The organism is Pseudoflavitalea rhizosphaerae (assembly GCF_003991355.1).
In the GTDB taxonomy this organism is placed as follows: domain Bacteria; phylum Bacteroidota; class Bacteroidia; order Chitinophagales; family Chitinophagaceae; genus Pseudobacter; species Pseudobacter rhizosphaerae.
The window spans coordinates 360,610-382,940 of sequence record NZ_RCSU01000003.1; the positions used below are offsets into that span (position 1 = coordinate 360,610).

Annotated in this window: 14 protein-coding genes; 7 read left to right on the forward strand and 7 right to left on the reverse strand. The window is 48.3% G+C overall.

Features of this window, described 5'->3' with window-relative positions; genetic code table 11:
- The first annotated feature begins 40 nt into the window (after positions 1–40).
- A complete protein-coding gene (locus D9Y29_RS07290) occupies positions 41–808 on the forward strand; it encodes a hypothetical protein (RefSeq protein WP_127126512.1) in 768 nt (255 codons plus the stop codon).
- A gap of 29 nt (positions 809–837) precedes the next feature.
- Here the strand turns inward: D9Y29_RS07290 and D9Y29_RS07295 are convergent, their stop codons facing one another.
- The 3 genes from D9Y29_RS07295 to D9Y29_RS07305 all read right to left on the reverse strand — a co-directional run bounded on the left by D9Y29_RS07295 (position 838) and on the right by D9Y29_RS07305 (position 6,169).
- Positions 838–2,034, reverse strand: a complete 1,197-nt coding sequence (locus tag D9Y29_RS07295; protein WP_127126514.1) for an RsmB/NOP family class I SAM-dependent RNA methyltransferase — start codon at positions 2,032–2,034, stop codon at positions 838–840.
- A gap of 83 nt (positions 2,035–2,117) precedes the next feature.
- Positions 2,118–3,368, reverse strand: coding sequence for a 2-oxoglutarate dehydrogenase complex dihydrolipoyllysine-residue succinyltransferase (gene odhB, locus D9Y29_RS07300; RefSeq protein WP_127126516.1), 1,251 nt, complete (start codon positions 3,366–3,368; stop codon positions 2,118–2,120).
- Between the two features lie 41 nt (positions 3,369–3,409).
- Positions 3,410–6,169, reverse strand: a complete 2,760-nt coding sequence (locus D9Y29_RS07305; RefSeq protein WP_127126518.1) for a 2-oxoglutarate dehydrogenase E1 component — start codon at positions 6,167–6,169, stop codon at positions 3,410–3,412.
- Between the two features lie 539 nt (positions 6,170–6,708).
- Here D9Y29_RS07305 and rpsT point away from each other — a divergent pair.
- Together rpsT and D9Y29_RS07315 are read left to right on the forward strand one after the other, a co-directional pair.
- Positions 6,709–6,966 (forward strand): 30S ribosomal protein S20, encoded by a 258-nt coding sequence (gene rpsT / locus D9Y29_RS07310; RefSeq protein ID WP_127126520.1) that lies wholly within the window; start codon positions 6,709–6,711, stop codon positions 6,964–6,966.
- A gap of 161 nt (positions 6,967–7,127) precedes the next feature.
- Positions 7,128–8,858, forward strand: coding sequence for a M14 family metallopeptidase (locus tag D9Y29_RS07315; RefSeq protein ID WP_127126522.1), 1,731 nt, complete (start codon positions 7,128–7,130; stop codon positions 8,856–8,858).
- A gap of 55 nt (positions 8,859–8,913) precedes the next feature.
- Here D9Y29_RS07315 and D9Y29_RS07320 read toward each other — a convergent pair whose 3' ends face one another.
- The 3 genes from D9Y29_RS07320 to D9Y29_RS07330 are packed head-to-tail and all read right to left on the reverse strand — an operon-like array spanning position 8,914 to position 15,676.
- Positions 8,914–9,372, reverse strand: coding sequence for a carboxymuconolactone decarboxylase family protein (locus tag D9Y29_RS07320; protein WP_127126524.1), 459 nt, complete (start codon positions 9,370–9,372; stop codon positions 8,914–8,916).
- A gap of 60 nt (positions 9,373–9,432) precedes the next feature.
- Positions 9,433–10,272, reverse strand: coding sequence for a sigma-70 family RNA polymerase sigma factor (locus tag D9Y29_RS07325; protein ID WP_127126526.1), 840 nt, complete (start codon positions 10,270–10,272; stop codon positions 9,433–9,435).
- 7 nt (positions 10,273–10,279) lie between these two features.
- The gene (locus D9Y29_RS07330; protein WP_127126528.1) at positions 10,280–15,676 is read right to left on the reverse strand and encodes an alpha-2-macroglobulin family protein; all 5,397 of its coding nucleotides are present in this window, start codon (positions 15,674–15,676) and stop codon (positions 10,280–10,282) included.
- 235 nt (positions 15,677–15,911) lie between these two features.
- Between D9Y29_RS07330 and pbpC the strand changes: the two genes are divergently transcribed.
- Both pbpC and D9Y29_RS07340 read left to right on the forward strand, forming a co-directional pair.
- The gene (gene pbpC, locus D9Y29_RS07335; protein WP_127126530.1) at positions 15,912–18,236 is read left to right on the forward strand and encodes a penicillin-binding protein 1C; all 2,325 of its coding nucleotides are present in this window, start codon (positions 15,912–15,914) and stop codon (positions 18,234–18,236) included.
- 151 nt (positions 18,237–18,387) lie between these two features.
- Entirely contained in the window at positions 18,388–18,648 is a 261-nt protein-coding gene (locus tag D9Y29_RS07340; protein WP_127126532.1) for a hypothetical protein, read from the forward strand.
- A gap of 20 nt (positions 18,649–18,668) precedes the next feature.
- Here the strand turns inward: D9Y29_RS07340 and D9Y29_RS07345 are convergent, their stop codons facing one another.
- Positions 18,669–19,388, reverse strand: a complete 720-nt coding sequence (locus D9Y29_RS07345) for a head GIN domain-containing protein (RefSeq protein ID WP_127126534.1) — start codon at positions 19,386–19,388, stop codon at positions 18,669–18,671.
- Positions 19,389–19,515: 127 nt separating this feature from the next.
- Here D9Y29_RS07345 and guaA point away from each other — a divergent pair, with 127 nt between their 5' ends.
- Together guaA and D9Y29_RS07355 are read left to right on the forward strand one after the other, a co-directional pair.
- The gene (gene guaA, locus D9Y29_RS07350) at positions 19,516–21,051 is read left to right on the forward strand and encodes a glutamine-hydrolyzing GMP synthase (RefSeq protein ID WP_127126536.1); all 1,536 of its coding nucleotides are present in this window, start codon (positions 19,516–19,518) and stop codon (positions 21,049–21,051) included.
- Positions 21,052–21,104: 53 nt separating this feature from the next.
- A complete protein-coding gene (locus tag D9Y29_RS07355) occupies positions 21,105–22,325 on the forward strand; it encodes an ABC transporter substrate-binding protein (protein ID WP_127126537.1) in 1,221 nt (406 codons plus the stop codon).
- Positions 22,326–22,331: the final 6 nt, after the last annotated feature.

Below are 22,331 nucleotides of genomic sequence, written 5' to 3' on the forward strand. Positions count from 1 at the left end.
TAAATACGTTGGATAGTTAACAGTAACTAACTGGTTTTGTATGAAAAAATGTATCAAACTGCTGGCGCTGCTGGCTGTTCCGGCCTCCGTACTGCTCAGCAACTGCGACAAAAAGGAAGATTACAAGACTGACCTGGTTTCTGATTATATGATCCTGTCCCCGGGAAAGTATATCACTTATAAGATGGACTCACTCCGGTTCACCGAGTTCGGTCAGAATGAGATCATCGTCAGCTACGAAGCCAAAGATGTGGTGGACGCCAAACTTGAAGATGGCGAACCCAATACCTGGCGAATCGTTCGTTACTACCGGCCCTGGGGCAATACCAGCGAAGAAAGCTGGACTCCCCAGATCGCATATCAGGTGACTGTTCTCAATGACGGACTGAAAGTTCTGGAAGACAATCTCACTTATACAAAACTCAAACTTCCTGTGAAGGAAGGATTGTCCTGGTACGGCAACGCCCTGCTCCCCCTGCATCCCCTGGCGCCAAGATACCAGTTCAGCAACGATGGGAATATGCGCGACTGGGAGTACATCTATGAAAATGTTGACCAGCCCGTTACCATTGAAGATGTGGACTATGCCAATACTGTTACTGTTTTCCAGGTAGGCGATTCACAGAATGCTCCCGTTACCGAACCCGATCTTATCGGCTATCGCAACTACTCTACAGAAACCTACGCAAAAGGCATCGGCCTTGTGAGCCGCGAAACCATCATGTGGGAATACCAGCCAAAGAATGGCGACAAGCCCGCATTCAAAACAGGTTTCGGTATCAAACTTTCCATTACTGGACATAACTAATTAAAGTAATCCAGCCGTTCCGGCTGTTCCTATGGTTTCCTGAAGAGTGCGACAAACATGGTGTCTGCTTTCCTGTGGTATCCCTTCAACACTTCCATTTTTACCAGTTCCAGACCAGTATTGGCGAGGATATGTTCCACCACTTCTTCATTCTCTTTCCTGAACACAGAACAGGTGATATACAGGAAATAGCCGTTATCCGCCACATGCGGGGCCGCATTGATAACGATCTTCTTTTGGAGGCTGCAATAAGTATCGATGGAAGGAGTTTCGAAAAAATGCAACCACTCCGGTGTTCTCCCCCAGGTACCCGATCCGCTGCAGGGCACATCGGCAATGATGAGATCATAATTGTATTTGGAAGGATTACGACCGCTGCCAATAGCCATATCTGCCAGTAACGACTGGTACTGCCCGATCCCCGCCTCGTTGAATCTCTTTGCCAGGTTCACCAGTATCTGTTCTCGTTTGTCCGATACTGTTATAGTCAGCTTTTTGAAGGTATCGAAAGCCAGAATAGTTTTCCCGCCACTACCCGCACAGCAATCCCAGAGCCTGATACCAGCCTTTGTTGAAGGCACCAGTTGCATGAGCTCCTGTACCTGTTGTGAACTGAGGTCCTGCACAACAGCTTCTGTATTGAGTTTGATCACTTCATCGATCTTTGAGCTGTTGGGTATTGCAAAGGCAGCGGGTGTAATTTGTTGGTAACTGATTGCTGCCTTTGTAAGCTTATCGGCTACTTGTTTCTCTTTACCTGGCCTCGCGCGCAGGAAAAGATCAGGTTGCATAAATAAAGAGGCCGTGAATGGATTTGGATCGATAGTCCCACTGAGCTGGTCCAGCCAGGGAAAAATGGTTGTGTTTGCTTTTTCCCAGGCATTGGCATCGCCGGTGATCAATGTGAATTTTTCAGCGATGCTGAGGTGAAGTGCTGTGTTCCATTCCGGTTTGAGTTGTTCGAGGATGGGATCGGAAACATTTTCTGAAGTAGGATTGATACAAAGGAAATGTCCTGCGAGTATCCTGTCTTCAATAGAAAGTATTTTCAATGATCCTCCCAACCGCCAGTAAGCGTAGCACAATCCGGAGATCTGCTTTCTGTCGCGGCTCCCGAATTTCTTATGCTGCGCAAAGAAGGCGCGGATATACCGGTGGAAAGGTTCTTTTCCGTTATAGCCTTCAATGATCTGCCGGGCGGATTGGAGATGGGAGTAATACCTCATGGATGCAAAAGTACTATGCTATTTCAAAAAAGAAGGCGAAGCTTCAGCTCCGCCTTCGATTATCTTTACTATCACTAATAAACTTACAGTTCCAGCAAGCTCTTCACCGGATCTTTTCCGATCAGCAGTTGCTCAGGATTTTCCAGCAACTCCTTCACGCGAACCAGGAAGCTTACAGACTCACGGCCATCGATGATCCTGTGATCATAGCTCAATGCTACATACATCATCGGCCTGATCACCACCTGGCCATTCATGGCCATTGGGCGCTCCTGGATCTTGTGCATACCCAGGATAGCAGACTGAGGAAGATTGATGATAGGTGTACTCATCAGGCTACCGAACACCCCACCATTGGTGATGGTGAACGTACCGCCCTGGAGCTCTTCCATCGTGAGTTTATTGTCTTTGGCTTTACCGGCCAGTTCAATCACTTTCTTTTCGATATCGGCCATGCTGAGACTTTCCACATTACGGATAACCGGCACCGTGAGACCGCGGGGTGTTGATACAGCGATGGAAATATCGGCATAATCATGGTACACCAGCTGATCGCCATCGATATAGGCATTTACGGCAGGCCACTCCTGCAATGCAATGGAGCATGCTTTGGAGAAGAAGCTCATGAAACCGAGGCCCACGCCATGCATTTCCTTGAACTTGTCCTTGTATTTGGTACGGATCGCCATGATATTGGTCATGTCCACTTCATTGAAAGTGGTGAGCATGGCGGTTGTATTCTTGGATTCCACCAGCCTGCGTGAGATGGTCTTACGCAGTTGGCTCATCTTTTCACTTCTCTTATCGCGGTTGAACAGCGCTTTGCCTCCGGTAACTTTTCCGGGATTGCTGAGTGCTGCCAGCACATCGTCTTTTATGATCTTTCCCTGGTAGCCGGTAGGAGTAACAGATTTGGGGTCCACTTTTTTGTCGGCAATGATGGCAGCAGCAACAGGTGTAGCCTTGATATCATTGGGAACGGAAGCAACAGGAGCGGCGCTTTGCGCGGGAGCGGCTTCTTTTTTGGGAGCGGCGGCTTCGGCAGCTTTTCCGTTGGAAGCAGCAGCAGCGGGCGCTTCGGCCTTCTCAGGCTTCGCAGCTGTTTCATCGATGGTGGCCAGCACGTCTCCGATCTTCAGGGTATCACCTTCGGCAGCACCTCCGGTTTTGAGCACACCTGCTTTCTCGGCATTTACTTCAAAAGTCGCTTTCTCGCTTTCCAGCTCTGCAATCACTTCATCTCTCTCTACATAATCCCCGTCTTTCTTCACCCATTTCAAAAGGGTTACTTCACTGATGGATTCGCCTACTGTAGGAACTTTAATATCGATCATAAAATTTGTTTCGTATTATCTGTATCTGTAGTGTTGATCAATCAAATTGAAAAGGCTGTATCGATGATCTCTGCCTGTTCCTGCGCATGCACTTTAGCATAACCGGTAGCTGTAGCCGCACTTGGCTGACGGCTGATCACACCATAGTTGATGCTGGTCAGGTTCATTTTCAGGAAGCTGGCGGCGCCCATGTTCAGCGGTTCTTCCTGGACCCAGAACCAGGTGGCCTTACTGTATTTCGCATACAGGGCTTCCAGTTGTTTCAGTGGCAGCGGGTACAATTGCTCCAGGCGGATGATGGCCGTATCTTTCTTACCTTCTTTCTGCTGACGGTCCAGGAGATCGTAGTAGATCTTACCACTACAGAACAGGACTTTGGTTACTTCCTCTGCATTCACAAAATTGTCGTCGATCACTTCTTTGAAACCTCCGTTCAGGAACTCATCCATTTTGGAATAAGTGCCTGGGTGGCGCAGGTTCGCTTTGGGAGCGAAGTTGATCCATGGTTTGCGGAATGGCCATGCCAGTTGCCTGCGCATCGCGTGGAAGAAGTTGGAAGCGGTGGTGATATTGGTCAAAACCATATTCAACTCTGCAGCCATTGCCAGGAATCGTTCCATACGGGCGGAACTGTGCTCAGGGCCCTGCCCTTCATAACCATGGGGCAGCAGCATTACCACTCCATCCATGCGGTTCCATTTCTGCTCACCGGCAGAGATGAACTGATCGATCATGGTCTGAGCGCCATTGCTGAAATCTCCGAACTGCGCTTCCCAGAGTACGAGGCTGTTGGGATTGGCTAACGCGTAGCCGTATTCGAAACCGAGCACAGCGTATTCGCTGAGCAGTGAATTGTAGATCCTGAATTTCCCGGTAGCGCCGGGGATATTGCTGAGACGGCTATACGACTGATCAGTATTCTCGTCCCTCAGTACAGCATGACGGTGAGAGAAAGTGCCGCGGCAAACATCCTGTCCGCTCATGCGCACATCGTTTCCATCCGCCAGCAGGCTTCCGTAAGCGAGCAACTCTGCAGTGGCCCAATCAATCTTTCCTTCTTCAGTGAATAATTTCACCTTGTCCTGGATGATCTTCTCCACTTTCCTCAGTGGTTTGAAATCGGCAGGCCAGGTCATGAGTGCGTCGAAGATCTTTTTGAAGCTCTCCTGGCTGATAGCTGTATCGGGGCTCTGGTCGAAATCTTCGGTAGTGGCCTTTCGCAGGCTCTTCCACCAGATCTCGGGTTGCTGATAATGATATGGAAGCGGATGTTGTTTTACTTCATCCAGTCTTTCCTGGAGATCGCTCCAGAATTTCTTTTCCATTTCTTTCGCCAGGTCTTTGGCATCGGCCTCACCGTTCTCCAGCAGGAAGTTGGTATAAACTTCCCGGGGATTGGGGTGTTTATCGATCAATGCATAGAGACCGGGTTGTGTGAACTTCGGATCATCGCCTTCGTTGTGACCATGTTTACGGTAACATACCATATCGATGAAGAAATCTTCATTGAACTCCTGGCGGTAACGGATGGCGATCTCTGCGCATTTCACTACTGCTTCTGCATCGTCTCCGTTCACGTGCATCACCGGCGCCTGGATCATGGCGGCGAGAGAGGTACAGTAGTCGGAGCTTCTTGCATCATCGAAATCGGTGGTGAAACCGATCTGGTTATTGATCACGAAATGAAGTGTGCCGCCGGTGTAGTAACCTTTAAGGTCGCTCATCTGGGCCACTTCATAAACTACACCCTGTCCTGCGATACTTGCATCGCCGTGGATCAGGATGGGGAGGATCTTATCGTAATCGCTTTCATAAAGCACATCGGCTTTTGCGCGTGCGAATCCTACAACTACCGGATCAACCGCTTCCAGGTGTGATGGGTTGGGCATGAGTTTGAGGTGGATGGTCTTGCCTTCGGGCGTATTCACTTCACTGCCGTAGCCGAGGTGGTATTTCACGTCGCCGGAGCCCATGGTCTGGTCCATTTTTGCAGTGCCTTCAAATTCGCTGAAGATCTGCTCATAGGTTTTGCCCATGATATTGGCCAGTACGTTGAGACGTCCGCGGTGCGCCATTCCGATCACCACTTCCTGCACACCGCCGTCGGCAGCAGCATTGATAATGGCATCGAGAGCGGGAATGGTGGTTTCGCCACCTTCCAGCGAAAATCTTTTCTGACCAACATATTTGGTATGGAGGAATTTCTCGAACATCACGCCCTGGTTCAGTTTTTCCAGGATGCGTTTTTTCTGCGGAAGGCCAAGTGGCTTCGCAAAATTCCTTTCCATTTCATTGGTGAGCCAGTCTACTTTTTTCTGGTCACTGATGTATTTGAATTCGAGGCCCACATGGTTGGCATAGGTTTGCTGCAGGTGTGCCAGAATGTTCTTCAGGCTGGTTGTGCCCAGTCCGATAAGGTTACCGGCCTGGAAGGACTTTTCGAGGTCTGCTTCGGAGAGACCGTAAAATGACAATTCCAGGTTGGCGCCGCGATCCTTGCGCTGGCGGATGGGATTGGTTTTGGCAATGAGATGGCCTTTGTTGCGGTAACCGAGGATGAGGCGGTAGGCGCCGACTTCTTTCTTCCAGTCGATACCAGTACCTGCTGTTCCTGCCTCAGTGGCTACGCCATTGGCAGCGTGTCCGTTAGAGCCGGCTTTACCTTCAGCTACAGCAAAATCAAAACCTTCGAAAAATTTTCTGAACTCGGGATCTACACCTTCTGGGTTTTTCAAAAAATCCTGGTATAGGCTCTCAATAAAGGCAGGATGAGAGTTAGTGATATACGAAAAGTCCTTCATGAAGAAGCGGTTGAATCTAAATGTTTAAAATTCGGGCTACAAATATAACCACGATTGGTCTGATTAACAGGAGATCAGGTTATTTTTTGCATTAAAGTTAAGGCAATAATCAGGCCGTGGGCTGAAATGGCCGCTGGCGTGACATTTCAGCAGATTTGAAGCATTCATTGGTAGCCATTGTATTAACAAAGTCAGGGGGTTCGCCAGGGGTTCGCCTCCGGCGAGTGACTCCATCTTAGAATTTCGGGGAGCCCACTCGCTCGCCTCCGGCGAGTGAGCTTTATTCAGTCGCCTCTGGCGACGCGGTGTTCGCCGGAGGCGAGCGACTGGCGGCTCTCCGAACAGGAAATTTCTGCTGGTAACAACATTTTTTGATTACCTTTGCCGCTCATTTATCACCCGGTAAATGGCTAAGGATCTGAAGTTTGGATCTTAATCCCGGATAAGTTCCGGAAAAAAGCCCGACAATTTTTTATTAAACTTGTTTGGTTAGTATCCCTTCAACTCTTACCTTTGCCGTCCTTAATTTTAGAAACGAAATGGCAAATCATAAGGCTACCAAAAAAGATGTGCGTCAGGCCGCAAAACGTCGCGAAAGAAATAAATATTACGGAAAGACCACCCGCAATGCAATCCGTGACCTGAAGGCATTGAAAACAGGTAAGGAAGCCGGCGAGCAACTGCCTGAAGTGGCATCCATGATCGACAAGCTCGCAAAAAGAGGCGTTATTCACCGTAACAAAGCAGCTAACCTGAAAAGTAAGCTCGCCAAGAACGTGAACGCTCTGGCAAACTAAGCTATCGAACGTATTTTAATATATCAGTCCCGCTGACAAGGCGGGACTTTTTCGTTTTCGGCCTGCTCCTCCTCTTATCTTCCTTCGTTATTACCCTTCACCATTTTTTCTGCATCCTGTTCCCATCGCTTTCCTATTTTTATCTTCCAACCTGGTCAACTATGCGAAAATCTACACTGCTATTAATCACCTGTTTCATTTCACATCTGGTCATGAGCCAGCCCATCACCACAACTTTTGAGCAAACAAACGGAAAAGAAACGCCCACATACCCACAGATCATCGCCTGGTGGAAACAACTCGATCAAAAATTCGCTGAAGTGCAAATGCTCACTATGGGCCCAACAGATGCAGGCTTTCCGCTGCACCTCGTGATCCTGTCCAAAGACAAAGACACCAACCTGGCCAGCCTCCGCAAAAAGAACAAACGCATCATCCTCATCAATAACGGCATCCATCCCGGCGAGCCCGATGGGATCGACGCCAGCATGCTGCTGGCCCGCGACATCCTTACCAATAAAGCAAGCCTTCCTTCCAATGTAGTACTCGCCATCATCCCAGTTTACAATATCGGCGGATGTCTCAACCGTAGCGAATACTATCGCGTAGACCAGAACGGCCCCGATGCATTCGGCTCCCGCGGCAATTCACAAAACCTCGACCTCAACCGTGATTTCATCAAATGCGACTCCAAAGAAGCACGCTCCTTCGCAGAGATCTTCCATAACTGCGATCCGGATGTATTTGTAGACAATCATGTGAGCAATGGCGCCGACTACCAGCATATCATGACGTTACTCAGCTCGCAGCACAACAAACTCGGCGGCGCCATGGGAGAATTCCTGCACAATACTTTCGAGCCAGCTTTATATAAAGAGATGAAGGAAAAGGATTTTGAAATGGTGCCTTATGTGGACTTCGCCGGTAAAACTCCGGAAGAAGGACTAAACGCCTATTTCGATGGGCCCCGCTACAGCAGCGGCTACGCAACGCTCTGGCATAGCTTCGCCTTTGTGCCGGAAACGCATATGCTCAAAAACTATCTGCAACGGGTAGCTGCCACTTATGTGCTCATGCAATGCTTTATCAACTTCACATCCCAATACAGTGAACAGATAAAAACACTGAGAGATCAAACGAAAAAGGCAACCGCAATACAGTCTTCCTTCCCTATCGCCTGGCAGGCAGATAAGCAGGTGTCCATCCCCGTTACTTACAAAGGATATGGCTCAGGCATGAAGAGCAGCGAGGTCTCCGGCCTCCCCCGCTTGTATTACGATCGCACCAAGCCCTGGACAAAAGAAATTCCCTATTTCCATCAATACAATGTAAAAACAACGGTGGAAAAACCTAAAGCATATATCATTCCGCAGGGCTGGTGGAAAGTGATCGGGTTGCTGAAACTGAACCGCATCAAAATGCGCCGTCTCACCAATGACAGCACCATCAACGTGGAAGCATACCGTATCGAAAGCTATACCGCTTCCTCCCGCCCCTACGAGTTGCACCATAACAATAGTGAAGTAAAGATCAGCAGCCGCAACCTCACCAAAACATTCCGCAAGGGCGATTACTATATACCGTTAGACCAGGCGGGCAACCGTTTCCTGGTGGAAGTACTGGAGCCTCAGGCGCCGGATTCCTATTTCGCCTGGAATTTCTTCGATGGTATCTTGTCACAGAAAGAAGGATTCAGCAGTTATGCTTTTGAAGACAAGGCAGCAGATTATCTCAAAGAGCATCCGGAACTGAGAACAAGACTGAATGAAAAAAAGGCCGCGGATACGGCCTTTGGGAAAAGCGCTTTCGCGCAGCTCGATTTCATCTTTAAAAATTCACCCTGGTACGAGCCAGGGCATATGCAATACCCTGTATACCGCGTAGTGAACTGATATGCAAGGCTGCCGGTCGCTCATCCCCCAACGCGCGGCCGGGCAGCGTCTCACATTATTTATGATCCCCGGGTTGATAAACGCCAGGTGTTGGTCCGGTGGAACGCACAAACCTGTTCCATTGGTTGATGGCAATAACAGCCATCGTGATATTCACGATATCTTCCTTGCTGTAAAATCTGTTCAGTTCTTCGTGGATATGATCGGCATTTTTGTTAGGAGGCAAATAAGTGAGCTCTTCTGCAAATGCCAGTACAGCCTGCTCCTGCGGGGTGTAGTAAGGCGTTTCCCTCCAGGCTGGTAAGGAATACAAACGCTTTGCATCTTCACCCGCGGCAATAGCATCCTTATAATGCATATCGATGCAGTAAGCGCAACTGTTGATATAAGAAACACGAAGTTTGATCAGGTGTACCAGGGAATGATCCAGGCCGGAATGATCAACATAACTCTGAATTCCTGCCAGTGCAGCGTATGCTCCCCTGGGCAATTCGCTATAACCAATACGTTCCATATGATAATTTTTTACTTGTTTGATATAATAACAAACAAGTATTGCGGAACGTGACAGCTTCTAAAAACTTTCCTGTAAGATTTTGAGTTTGTCTGGATTACGCATGAAGTAAACATTCAGCAACTGGCCATTTTCGATCACAAAGACCATAACCGTAACCAGTTCATCACCCTGATAGTAAAAGAGGGCAGGCTGGTGATTGATCTCTTTCTGTACTTCGTGGAACTCGATATAATATTTGTGCTTGATGGCCATGAGGAGTTTGCTCACATTTGGAATGCCCGCCACTGGATTTCTGAAGGCCACAGCTTTCCCTCCGCCATCGGAGATCACAACAATGTCTTTGTGCAGCAGTTGTTCAAGCTTTGAGGTATCGCCATTGCGGATCACTTCCATGTATTTGGAAATATAATCGGCAGGAATGGTAGAATCCGCCTGTGGGGCGGGTTCTCGGAGTTTGGATTTGGCGCGGCTGAGCAGTTTCCGGCTATTCTCCACTGTTAGTTCCAGCACCTGTGCGATCTCCTCATGCTCATAATCGAATGCTTCCTTGAGGATGAAGACGGCCCGCTCTTTGGGATTGAGTTTTTCCAGCAGCACCAGCAGGGAATAACTCAACACTTCTTTTGTATTGAGGCTGGCATCTGCAGTATCGGTAGCTACCATTTCCGGCAGCCATTCTCCCGGGTAACTGTCGATCAGCTTCTGCTGGCGGTTCTTTAGATTGATTGACAGGTTGATGACGGTGCGAACAAGATAGGCTTTCTTGTTTTCGATCTGCTCCGTATTGGCTTGCATGAATTTAAGATAGGCATCCTGCACGATGTCTTTCGCATCGTGCAGGGAGCCTAAGATATTGTAGGCGTACGTGGTCAATAATGGTCGTAACGCGTCTGTCAATTGTAATTTATTGCGTCACCCTGATGCTGCCGGCGCCATGATAGCTGTGAAATTCTCCGTTGTACATGGCATCTGCACTTACAGGGCCCATATGGAATACGCCCGGCGATACGGCGCGTACCGCATAGTAATAAGTTTGTCTTTGATTGTAAAGATCAACAAAAAGATTGATCCTGTCGTCCCGTACATCCAATGCCGTTGGCGTTGATGCATCCCTGATCCAGTCCATTCCGGGGATCTCTTTCGTGCGTGGGTTCTCGATCTCGAATCCTGCAGGGATGAGATCGGATACTGCAATGTTCTCGATGGACCCGGAATATGCTTTCTCCAGTGTGATCTTCACTATCACCAGGTCGTTCTGTTTGAAAGTATTGCCGCTTACTGCACGGCCATAACGATCATAGAAGCTGCGACGCACGCGGATGAAATTGTCTTCTTCCTTATAAGTACCGCTTACGCTGATACCTTCACTTTGCCAGAAGTAATACAATCTGCCTTCGCCCTTTGTTACGATCTCCACATTGGTTCCGCCGAGCTGCGCAGCACTGAGCCTGATTGCGCCGTTCTCATTCGTTTTACCCACTACTTTTCCGTTCACTTTCACCTCCGCCACTGCAGTGGATTTGTTGGCGGCCTTCGCCATCTTACCCAACGCAATAAAGCTGAACGCACATTCCTGCGTGCTGTACCAGCTGCGTGCTTTCATCAGGTTGGCAACATGACCGGCCATCACTCCTACCTGCGCATTACCGGGATCGGCATCTATCAATGCGCTGAGCGCAATGGCTTCGTCGCGAATATCAGAGTAGAAGCTGCCACCAGTCTGGGCTACAGAGATCTCACCAGTGAATGATCCGGGCAGGAATTCCCTGAATTTGGCTTTATCCCCCGCAATGGCATAGGCTACAGAAAGCAGGTATTTGGAATCCAGGCTCAGCAGTTGCGGATTGGATTTGTAATAGTTCATCACCGGCACATTGGGCTTGCCCGCCAGCGCCAGTACATATAAGGAGTAAGCAACTTCTTTAGGGGCGATCTTTTTCTTCTGACTTTGGTTATAATAGTATTCGATGGTTTCCCTGTTCTTCAGTTTGTTGTTGATATAGCCCAGTGCGCCACTCAGAACATTCTTGTTCACATCGAATCCCGCTTTCTGCGCTTCCACCAGGAAATGCGCAGCATAAACGCTGGTCCACCAGTTCTCGGTCCCTTCTCCATCCCAGAGTGTAATGGCGCCGGAGTACAATTGACGGAGCTTGATCTTACGGATCGCTTCCAGCACATTGTAATTGGCGTTGGATTTAGCAACACTGCTCTTCATCTGCATTTGTTCGGCCAGATCACTGTAATACAATTGCGGGAAGGCTGCAGAAACAGTTTGCTCCGTACATCCGTAAGGGTACTGCACCAGGTAACGGAATTGTTTGCCTAGATCAAGCGCCGGTGAACGATTGATCACAAGCGAATAATCCGTACTGCCCGGCATGAAATCATTCAGCGGAATATTTAGGCGCTGCACATTACTATTCAATATAGATCCGCTTCCCGTCTGTACCTGTAATGGTGAAGCAGGACGCACACTGATCTCCGTTTCATCGGAGAACTTCTCTCCCAGTCCCTGTACATCTACGCGCACTTTACCCACATTCACACTGGGCGCAGCCACTACCTGGAACACAGCCCTGTTCTCGCTGTTGGCGGAGAGAGAAACACTCTGGCTCTTATCGCCCACCACCTGTAAAGGCCCGCTCACTGTGAGTGTAGCAGAAGCAGTTGTGGATTTGGCAGTGGTATTAGTAATAACAACAGGTACAATAACTGTATCTTTTGGTGTGAGGAATCTTGGCAATGCAGTGCTGAGTACAATCGGATCAGCCACTTTCATATTGGATTCACCACTACCGAAACTTTCATTCTTGTAGGCTACTGCCATCAGTCTCACTTCGCCACTGAATTGTGGTATATCGAATTCAAAGCTGGCTTCACCACTTCCATCGGCCTGTTTGATACCGCTCCAGTAAGAAACGATCTTCACGCGTTTGGCCGGCATGGGGTTGGTGCGTTTGTTCATGTCCATTTCTCCGTCACCACCGGTGCTGCTTAAGCGCGCACGCAGTTCAGGGAAGAGTAATGGATAGAGATCATATGCATTCACTTCCAGGGCGCGGTTCGCATAGAAGTGACCGTAAGGATCGGGCGTTTTGAAATCGCTTACCTGCAATACACCATTGTCAACGGCGGCGAGTGTAACCATACTGCCTGGTGCAGCTTTCACTTTGATCACCTGGTGTGTGCGGCTTCTGGTGGCTTGCGGCGCTTCGATCTTCACAGGGATCTTACGGCTGGCTTCTTCCACGCGCAGGCTCTGGAAGCCATGCGCCACGGTGAGCGGCATCTCGCTGATATCATGCGGCTTGATGAGGGTGGCGGTTACATATACGTTGGGCAGGTGCTCGGCGGTGATCCTGAGATCAACGGAAGCTGTCCTGTTTTCTACATTTACATATTGATGCGAGATCACATGATCTGTTTCCATGGTCACCAGCATACGGCCGCTGAACGGTGTTTTGAAAAGCACTTTGGCGCTCTCGCCGGTCTGATAGCTGGTTTTGTCTACGGCAATATCGATATTACCTTCTGTGTCCACCTCAAAAGAATTATTATCGCCCCCCCAAAAACCATAACTGTAAAAGTTTTTGCTAACATATGCCGATGCACCGGGGATGGATATGCGCAGTTCATAATTTCCCGGTGAGCGGGGCGTATAATTATAAAAAGCCTGATCGCCGGTTACAGAGATCTGTTGATCGGCCACAATTTTATCATCGCGCTGTGAAGTGTAGCGGAAATAATTACCGTCTTTGGTGAGCACGGTCCTGTATTCTTTCTTGATCACTTTCACCTGTGCTTTGGCGCCGCTTAGCAGGTTCTCATTTTTATCCAGCGCAATCAGCGGAAAGCGGATGGCCTGGTTCAGCGGATAGTACCAGTAACCATCCCCACCGATCCCGAAGAACTGTGATTGTGTAAAGATATCCGTGCTGGTGATCTTGCTTACAGGCCTGCCGGTTTCATCAAACACAGTGGTGTAGAAGGTTGCCTGCAATACACCGGCATTCTGGAACATGGTAGGAACGGAATACGAAACGGAAGCATTGCCTTCTCCATCGGTACTTCCTTCTTTCACATCCTTATCCAGCGACACACCGATATTCTGGATCCCGAAATCATAGTTCCTGTATTTCTTCGGACTAAAATATTTCGATCTAACCTGTATTTCTGCTTCATACTTCCTGTTGGCTGCAGGAGGCCCGAAGAAGTTCTGCGCATTGATGGCCAGGTTTGCGGTCTGACCCGGCGCCAGCGGTGATTTATCCAGTGTGGCATTCACCCTGATCCTGTCAGGTACAAACTCTTCGATATTGAAAGCCTTGCTGCCAAGCAGCACATCATTACTGGTATATACTTCCAGCACGTAGTTACCTGTGATGGCCGAAACCGGCATTTCGATATCCCCTTCCAGCGATCCCTGGTTGTTCAGGGACTTGCGGAAGCTCTTCATCTCTTTTCCATTGGGCATCAGGAATTTCAGCTTCACCGGCAATTCACCGGGAGATTTCCACTGACGGTCGCGGATGATCACGGAGAAATTCACTTTTTCGCCCGGACGGTAGATATCGCGCTCAGGGTAGATGAATGCATCCAGTCCTGTGCTGTTGGTGCGTTTGCCGCCTACTTCGAAGCGCGAGGTATTCACTGCTGTGGTATTGAAAGGAAGGAAGTTGAAATCTTCTGCAGTCTTCGCAACGATCATCGCGGGTCTGAAACCAGCAAACTCTTTCCTGCTCAAAGCGATCTCGGCCACGCCCTCCGCATTGGTAGCGGCAGTACCCAATACCTGGTTATTGTTTCCGTAAGCCACCACATTCACGCCATTCACAGCCTGTGCGGTTTGAATGGAATTGGCAAATACGATGATCTTGCCATTGCCTTCTTTTGCAATCAGACCGAGATCAGATTTCGAGATCAACCTGCTATCGCTCACCCAGTAATCAGTACCGGAGCGGATCATGATATGGTAGATGCCTTTGAGCTCCGGCAGCCTGTCTTCGATATTGAAATTGAAAAGACGGCTATTGCCATATTTCGGCAATGATCTTGTTTCGATCTCCTTTTCATAGATGATATCACCCATGGTGAGATTATTGGAATAATCCGAATAATAATAATCATCATATTCACTGTAACCGCCACGGTTCTGCGGATAATATCCATAACGTTGCGCTACCAGGATATTGCTTTCATAAATTTTTGAGATGGTCACTTTTACTTTCTGCACGTTGGTGATGCGCACTTCGATATTCTGATTGCCTTTGGAGGAAAGGTACATTCCTTTCTTATTGGTGAAGCTGACGCCGGGTTCCAGTTCACCGAAAGCTACGTTGCCGTCGAATTGCTCACGGAGCGTTCCTCCGATGCGGCCTTTCATGCCTTTGAGCAGGGTGATGGTGTAAGATTTATCGGAATTGAACTCATCGCTGCTGATGGAGAAACCATCATCGGTTTGCGCCACCGTGAATTTCACGGCAGGATTGAATTTGATGGAAGCCGCGAGGTTCGCCATCTGGATCTGCTGACTGGTGCGCACATATACGATACCACCGGAGCCATCATGCTCGGCCGACACATCGTTCACCGTTAAGTTGTAGGGAGATGGAACGAAGATATTGTTCTCGATCACGGCAGCCGTGCCATTGGAACCTCCTTCGGGAACCAGGCCTTTGTCAAGCGCCAGTTTTATTTCCAGGTCCTTGTCTTCCATTTTCAGGTTTTGCAACTTCAGACTAATGCGGCTGTCGTTGCTGAGTGTGATCACGGAATAGCTCACAGGGTTTTCACCAAGAGTAAGTTTCAGTTTATCTTTTATGGTATTGGGATTCACCAGGTAATTGAAATAGAGGTCTACCTGCGGTGTGGCGGAAGCATTACCATCAACTACCCAGGTAACATTGGAATTATCCAGTTTAAGTGATGGCGTGGAGAACTTCACATCGGCCTTACCTATGCGTCCGAGTTTGGAATATTGCAGGAGATCGTTTTGAAGGGATGCAGTGAAACTGGTTGCCGGCGGCAATGGTTGCGCCGGAGAGAACACCAGTTGGTCCGGGCCATCCCAACGGAAGCGGCCCTGTATTTTGGGTGAGAAAGAAATGTATTCAGTGGAATCCCAGCGGTTGAGCAGGGAATCAGGGACCAGTGATTTGTCGAAACGGAATACGAGGTTACCGAGAGGCGTCACTTCATCTTTTGCATTGGTATAATCAAGATTCACGACGCTTCTGTTACAGGCAGCCAGCAAGGTTACCAGCAGCAGGGTTGTAACTACTGACAAGAGGTTACGCATATAGGTAAGAATTAAGGGCCAAAAATATGTTTTTGTTGATGGTTAAATGTAATGGGAAAGCGAATGTGAATAACTAAGGGTGGAGGCTGGTGTAGCCCATAAAAAATTTTGTGATGTTAAGTTACATAACGGCTACAGGCAGGTGCAAATTTGCGTAGATAAGTATTTGTTAATTCATGAAAAGAAACCAGCGAAACAATGATAACTTGCATCTGTATCACAACCACCTTTTTTCATGAAACAAAAGTTGAGCAGTTGGCTGGTGAAATGGTCTAAAAGGCTTGTCATTACTGGCATTGCCATGTTCCTGCTATTCCTGCTGCTCAACTGGACCTTCCCTGTTCCTGACAACGTGGATTACTCCACCATCATCACTGATAATAAAGGAGAAGTGATCCATGCCTACCTCACAAAAGACCAGCAATGGAGAATGAAAACAGAGCTGGATGAGATCTCTCCGCTGTTGCGGAAAACCATTGTTGAAAAAGAGGATAAGTATTTCTATTATCATCCGGGTGTGAACGGAGCAGCCATCCTGCGCGCATTGGCAAAGAATGTTTTCAGGCTGAAACGAACGTCCGGCGCATCTACCATTACCATGCAGGTGGCGAGGGCGCTGGAGCCCAAACGCAGGACCTACTTCAACAAGTTCATCGAAATGTTCCGTGCCTTCCAGCTGGAATGGAAATACAGTAAGGACGAAATCCTTCAGCTCTACCTGAACCTGGTACCTTATGGCGGCAACCTGCAAGGCGTAAAATCCGCTTCCACACTGTATTTCAAGAAGAGCCCCGATCATTTATCGCTGGCGGAGATCACTGCTTTAAGTATCATTCCCAATCGTCCTTCCTCCCTGGTTATGGGGAGGAACAATGATAAGATCGTGGAAGAAAGGAATCGCTGGCTGCGGAAATTTGCAGCCGATAAAGTGTTCACGGAAAAAGAGATCCGGGATGCCCTGGAAGAGCCGCTCACCGCTACCCGCGGCGAAGCTCCCAAACTGGCGCCCCACCTGTCTTACCAGCTTCAGAAATCAGGACATGATATCATCCGGACCAATATCGAGCTCAATACCCAGATGAAGATCGAGAAGATCGTGGAGGATTACAGCCGGTCCCTAACATTGAAGAATATCCGAAATGCGGCAGTCGTGATCATTGACAATCACACGCATAACGTGATCACCTATGTGGGTAGTGCCAATTTTTATGACACCACGGATGGCGGCCAGGTGAATGGCGCACGCGCTATCCGCCAGCCGGGAAGCACCCTCAAACCCTTATTGTATGGGATGTGTATCGATGAAGGACTGCTCACCCCCAAGGCCGTGATCACAGACGTGGCCGTGAACTATGGGGGGTATGCACCCGAGAACTACAATAAGCAGTTCAATGGATTCGTAACCATGGAATACGCGCTGGAACATTCGCTGAATATCCCCGCCGTGAAAGGATTGGAATGGCTGGGAAAGGACAAATTTGTTCAAACTCTTGCCCGTTGCGATTTCCAGCAGATCCGTAAAGACCAGAAGAAACTGGGATTATCGCTGATCCTTGGTGGTTGCGGCTCCAACCTGGAAGAACTTACCGGGCTGTACACCATCTTTGCGAACAATGGCAAATACATTCGTCCCAATTATACCAAACGGGATAGCACACAAGCAGCTTTTACCAGGAATATACTCTCTCCTGCTTCCACTTTCATGATCAATGAAACATTGAGCAAGGTGAATCGTCCCGACTTCCCCCTGAACTGGCAAAGCACTGAACGCATGCCGAAGATCGCCTGGAAAACCGGCACCAGCTATGGCAGGCGCGATGCCTGGAGTATCGGGTATAATAAGAACTTTACAGTAGGTGTTTGGGTTGGTAACTTCTCCGCACTCGGCATTCCCGAGCTCAGCGGCGCCAATGTTGCAACACCACTCCTGTTCCGCATCTTCAATACCATCGATTATGACAGCGACCAGGAATGGTTCAAACAACCGGAAGATTGCGATATAAGAATGGTCTGTTCCGAAACCGGCCTGCCCCCCGCCGATCATTGCAGCAGTACCGTTACCGATTATTTCATTCCCTTGATTTCCGGAACGCAGGCTTGCAATAACCAGGAAGAGTTAGCAGTGTCGCCCGATGAAAAGATCTCCTATTGCAAAACCTGCCAGCCGCAAGCCGGGTATAAAAAGAAATGGTACAAGATCGTGAGCGCGGAGATGCAACATTATTTTGAAGAACATCATATAAGGTATGCACAGATCCCTCCGCATAACCCGGATTGCGAAAGGCTGTTTGCCGGCGGCGCGCCGGTGATCACCTTCCCGAAGAATGACGCGGAATACCTTATCAGTAAGAAACACCCCGAGCCATTACAACTTACTTGCAATGTGGGCAATGATGTAGGAAAAGTTTTCTGGTATATCAATGATCAGTTCTATAAATCAACAGATGCCAAAAGCAAACAATTCTTTGTTCCTGATGAAGGGCCGGTTAAGATCTCGTGTACTGATGATAAAGGCAGGAACCGGAATATCTGGATCAGGGTGAAGTATGTGAATTTGTGAGAAAGCAAAAACTGTGAAATTTGAAAGTCAAACTTTCAATTTTCACGTTTTTTGATCAATTTTCTTGAAATCTGAAAGTTTAACTTTCAGATTTCATAGTTTTCTGTAACTGCTCGAAACTTATGTGACCTTTCAAATAAACCAAATTACCGTGAAAATTTGCAGAAATATTTACCTCATCCTTGGGATACTTTTGATCACGTTGAATTGTATCACCACCCTGAGCCGTCTCAATGAAATCAAAAGCCAGTTAACCGATATTGCCCGCGGTACGGGCTACCTGATCGGCTCCCACTTTCTCCTGATAATTGGCTTGTTCTTATTATTTGGTGCTTACAGGGTACAAAAGAAGATCAAACGTAAAGAACAGCAAGCTCTTGAAAATGCTTTTCTCGCAGAGGATCGATCATAAGAGCCAGCATAAAAAATTCATTACTCCAGCTTCGTTACGCCACCGCCACCAGTGATCTTGCTATCCACAGTTGCATTTCCTTTATATCTCACATCACCACTTCCGGTAACCCTCACCGTTAGCTTCACACTGGCAAACACGCTCACATCTCCGCTTCCGGCGATCCTCACCTCAGTTTCTTCGCTCATCAGGTCCAGCGCACGTACATTACCGCTGCCGCTGATCTTTGTTTCAAATTTTTTGGTGGCGCCTTTCAGATCGGTATTACCGCTGCCGCTGATCTCAGATTCCACTTCGGGCGCATCCACTTCCAGGTTGATATCAGCACTGCCACTAACACTCAGGTCAAGCTTATCATTGGAAATGATCTTATTCTGACCAATGATATTGCCCGATCCGGAAGAATGGATCTTGTTGAAAGTTGGATTGGTGACGTACACTTTTACATCTTTTGTTGGACGAAGACTGAAGCCGTCCTTTGTACGGATACGCAATACGCCGTCATTGATATAGGTCTCGATATATTCCAGGAGATTATCCTCCGCTTCCACTTTTACTTCCTGCGGGCCGGAAGACACATAAATATCAAATGATCCGCTGGTGCTTACGCCTCTGAATTGGCCAACCGAGCGGTTTTCAGTGCGGACATCACCCTTCCCGCGAACTTTCTTTCCTCCCACATAAGTGCAGGAACTGGCAATAAGGACAATAGGTAACAATAGTACAAGTAGATTCTTCATGTTCAGTTTGGTTTTAGCCTTTCAAAGTTGGTGAATAATTACCGGCATTCCAACCCATTTGACGCAAGCCCTTTGAAAAAGTTACAGCGCTTGAAAGCTCCTGCCGTTTTCTTACCTTCGCAGCACCATGACGGAAAAGATACTCATTTTAGACTTCGGAAGTCAGTACACTCAGTTGATAGCCAGGGCCGTACGTGAGGCCAATGTATATTGCGAAATTGTTCCCTTTCACAGTAAGATCCAGTTTGACCCTTCATTAAAAGGTATCATCCTCTCCGGATCCCCCTTTTCTGTGAACGATCCCAATGCGCCTGATGTAGACATCCAGGGCTTCAATGAAAAAGTACCCGTACTGGGAGTATGTTATGGTGCACAGCTCACCGCCAAAAAATTCGGCGGCCGCGTTGCAAAAAGTGATAAACGCGAATACGGTCGTGCCCTTTTCCACAAAAAAAATGCAGACGATATTATCCTGAAAGATATTATGGACGCTTCCCAGGTATGGATGAGCCATAGCGATTCCGTACTTGAACTGCCTGAAGGGTTCTCTGTTCTCGGCACCACGGAAGACATTCCTTATGCTGCCTTCAAGAAAGATGGCGGCAACAATCCGCTTTACTGCGTACAGTTCCACCCGGAAGTGTACCATAGCATCGAAGGCAAAAAAATCCTGAAGAACTTCCTCGTGAATATCTGCGGATGCCACCAGGACTGGACGCCTGCACATTTCGTAACAGATACCATCAATAGCCTCAAAGCACAGATCGGTGATCGCAAAGTGATCATGGCGCTCAGCGGTGGCGTTGATTCCACTGTGGCGGCTACACTGATCCACCGCGCCATCGGCGACAGGCTCTTCGGCATCTTCGTAGACAACGGCGTGCTGCGCAAAAATGAATTCCAACAGGTACTCGATATCTATAAACAGATCGGTCTGAATGTAAAAGGTGTAGACGCCAAAGAACTTTTCTATGGCCAGCTCGCCGGCAAAACAGATCCTGAAGCAAAACGCAAAACCATCGGAAAACTCTTCATCGATGTTTTCCAGGATGAAGCGAAAAAGATCGAAGGTGTGGAACTGCTCGGACAGGGCACTATCTACCCTGATGTGATCGAGAGCGTATCTGTTCACGGACCTTCTGTTACTATCAAGAGCCACCACAATGTGGGCGGTCTTCCGGACATCATGCACCTGGAGCTGGTAGAACCACTCCGCTTTCTTTTCAAAGATGAGGTAAGACGTGTGGGTAAAGAACTCGGCATTCCCGCCGACCTCCTCAACCGTCACCCCTTCCCCGGGCCAGGCCTCGCCATCAGGATCCTGGGCGAGATCACTCCCGAAAAGGTACAATTATTGCAGGATGCTGATTACCGTTATGTACAGGGATTGAAAGATCACAACCTGTACGATCAGGTATGGCAGGCAGGAGCTATCCTCCTCCCCGTGAAAAGTGTAGGAGTGATGGGAGATGAAAGAACCTACGAATTCACTGTCGCCCTCCGCGCAGTGACCTCCGTAGACGGTATGACAGCAGACTGGGCTCATCTTCCCTACGATTTCATGGCATTCATTTCTAATGATATCATCAACAATGTGAGAGGCATCAATCGCGTTGTATATGATATCAGCAGCAAGCCACCTGCAACCATCGAATGGGAATAACCCATCTATGGTAACAGGAGCCCTGGAATCCTGGAAATACAAACCGATCTCAGATGAAAAGAACAGGCATCATTGCATTACTTACCGTATGTGCATTATTGCAGGCTATTGTGTCATTGGCCCAGGTGGATACCGTATTCAACCCCGAGCCAATACAGGATACTGTGATCAAAGAAAAAGAACGGAAACGTATCGCTTTCTTTACACCACTCTATCTGGATTCAGCCTTCGATGCCATGGGCAATTACAGGTACGCAAAAACTTTCCCGAAATTCATCAATCCCGGTCTTGAATTCTGGGAAGGCGCACAACTGGCCATCGACTCCCTCCGCAAAGAAGGCGTTAAAATTGAAGTGATGGTGTACGATACCCGCAGCACGTCCAAAAAATTCAACGATTTACTAACCAGCGATGAAGTGCGCGACGCCGACCTCCTGATCGGTCACGTGAATGTGAATGAAGCAGCACAACTGGCTTATCTCGCCGGGCAACTCAATGTGCCCTTCATCAATGCCAACCTGCCCAATGAAGCGAACGTGAGCAACAACCCCAATTATGTAATGCTGAACTCCACGCTGTTCACCCATTGTACCGGCATTTACAAATTCCTTCAACGCAATTATTCTGTTTCCAATATCATCGTTTTCCGGAAAAAAGGCACTACCGAAGACCGACTCAAAACCTACTTTGAAGAAATAGAAAAATCAACAGCCGCCATCCCGCTCAAACTCAAATACGTTACGCTCACAGATAATTATACTGCCGCTAACCTGCAACAGTATCTCGACAGCAACAAAACGAACGTGGTATTGGCAGGCAGCCTGGATGCAGCTTTCGGCCTCACCCTGGCGCAACAGCTCTCAGGGCTCAGCACCAGCTATACCACCACCCTCATCGGTATGCCCACCTGGGATGTACTGGATTTTGAAAAGACCATTTACAAAGGCATCGAAATCATTTACAGCACACCATTCTACCTGAACCCAACAGACAAACTGGTGCTCAATACCACCGAGAATTTCAAAACAGTTTTCTATTCACGCCCTTCGGATATGCTTTTCCGTGGGTTCGAAACATTATATCATTTCACACACCTGCTGCTTACGCACGGTACCAACCTCGGATCCAGCCTCGGCGATAAGAATTACAAGCTCTTCACAGACTTCGATATTCAACCGGTGCTGGACAAATCCACCATGACCCTCGACTATTTTGAGAACAAAAAACTATACTTCGTCAAGAAGGTAGACGGCGTAGTGAAAGCGGTGTACTAAACACCC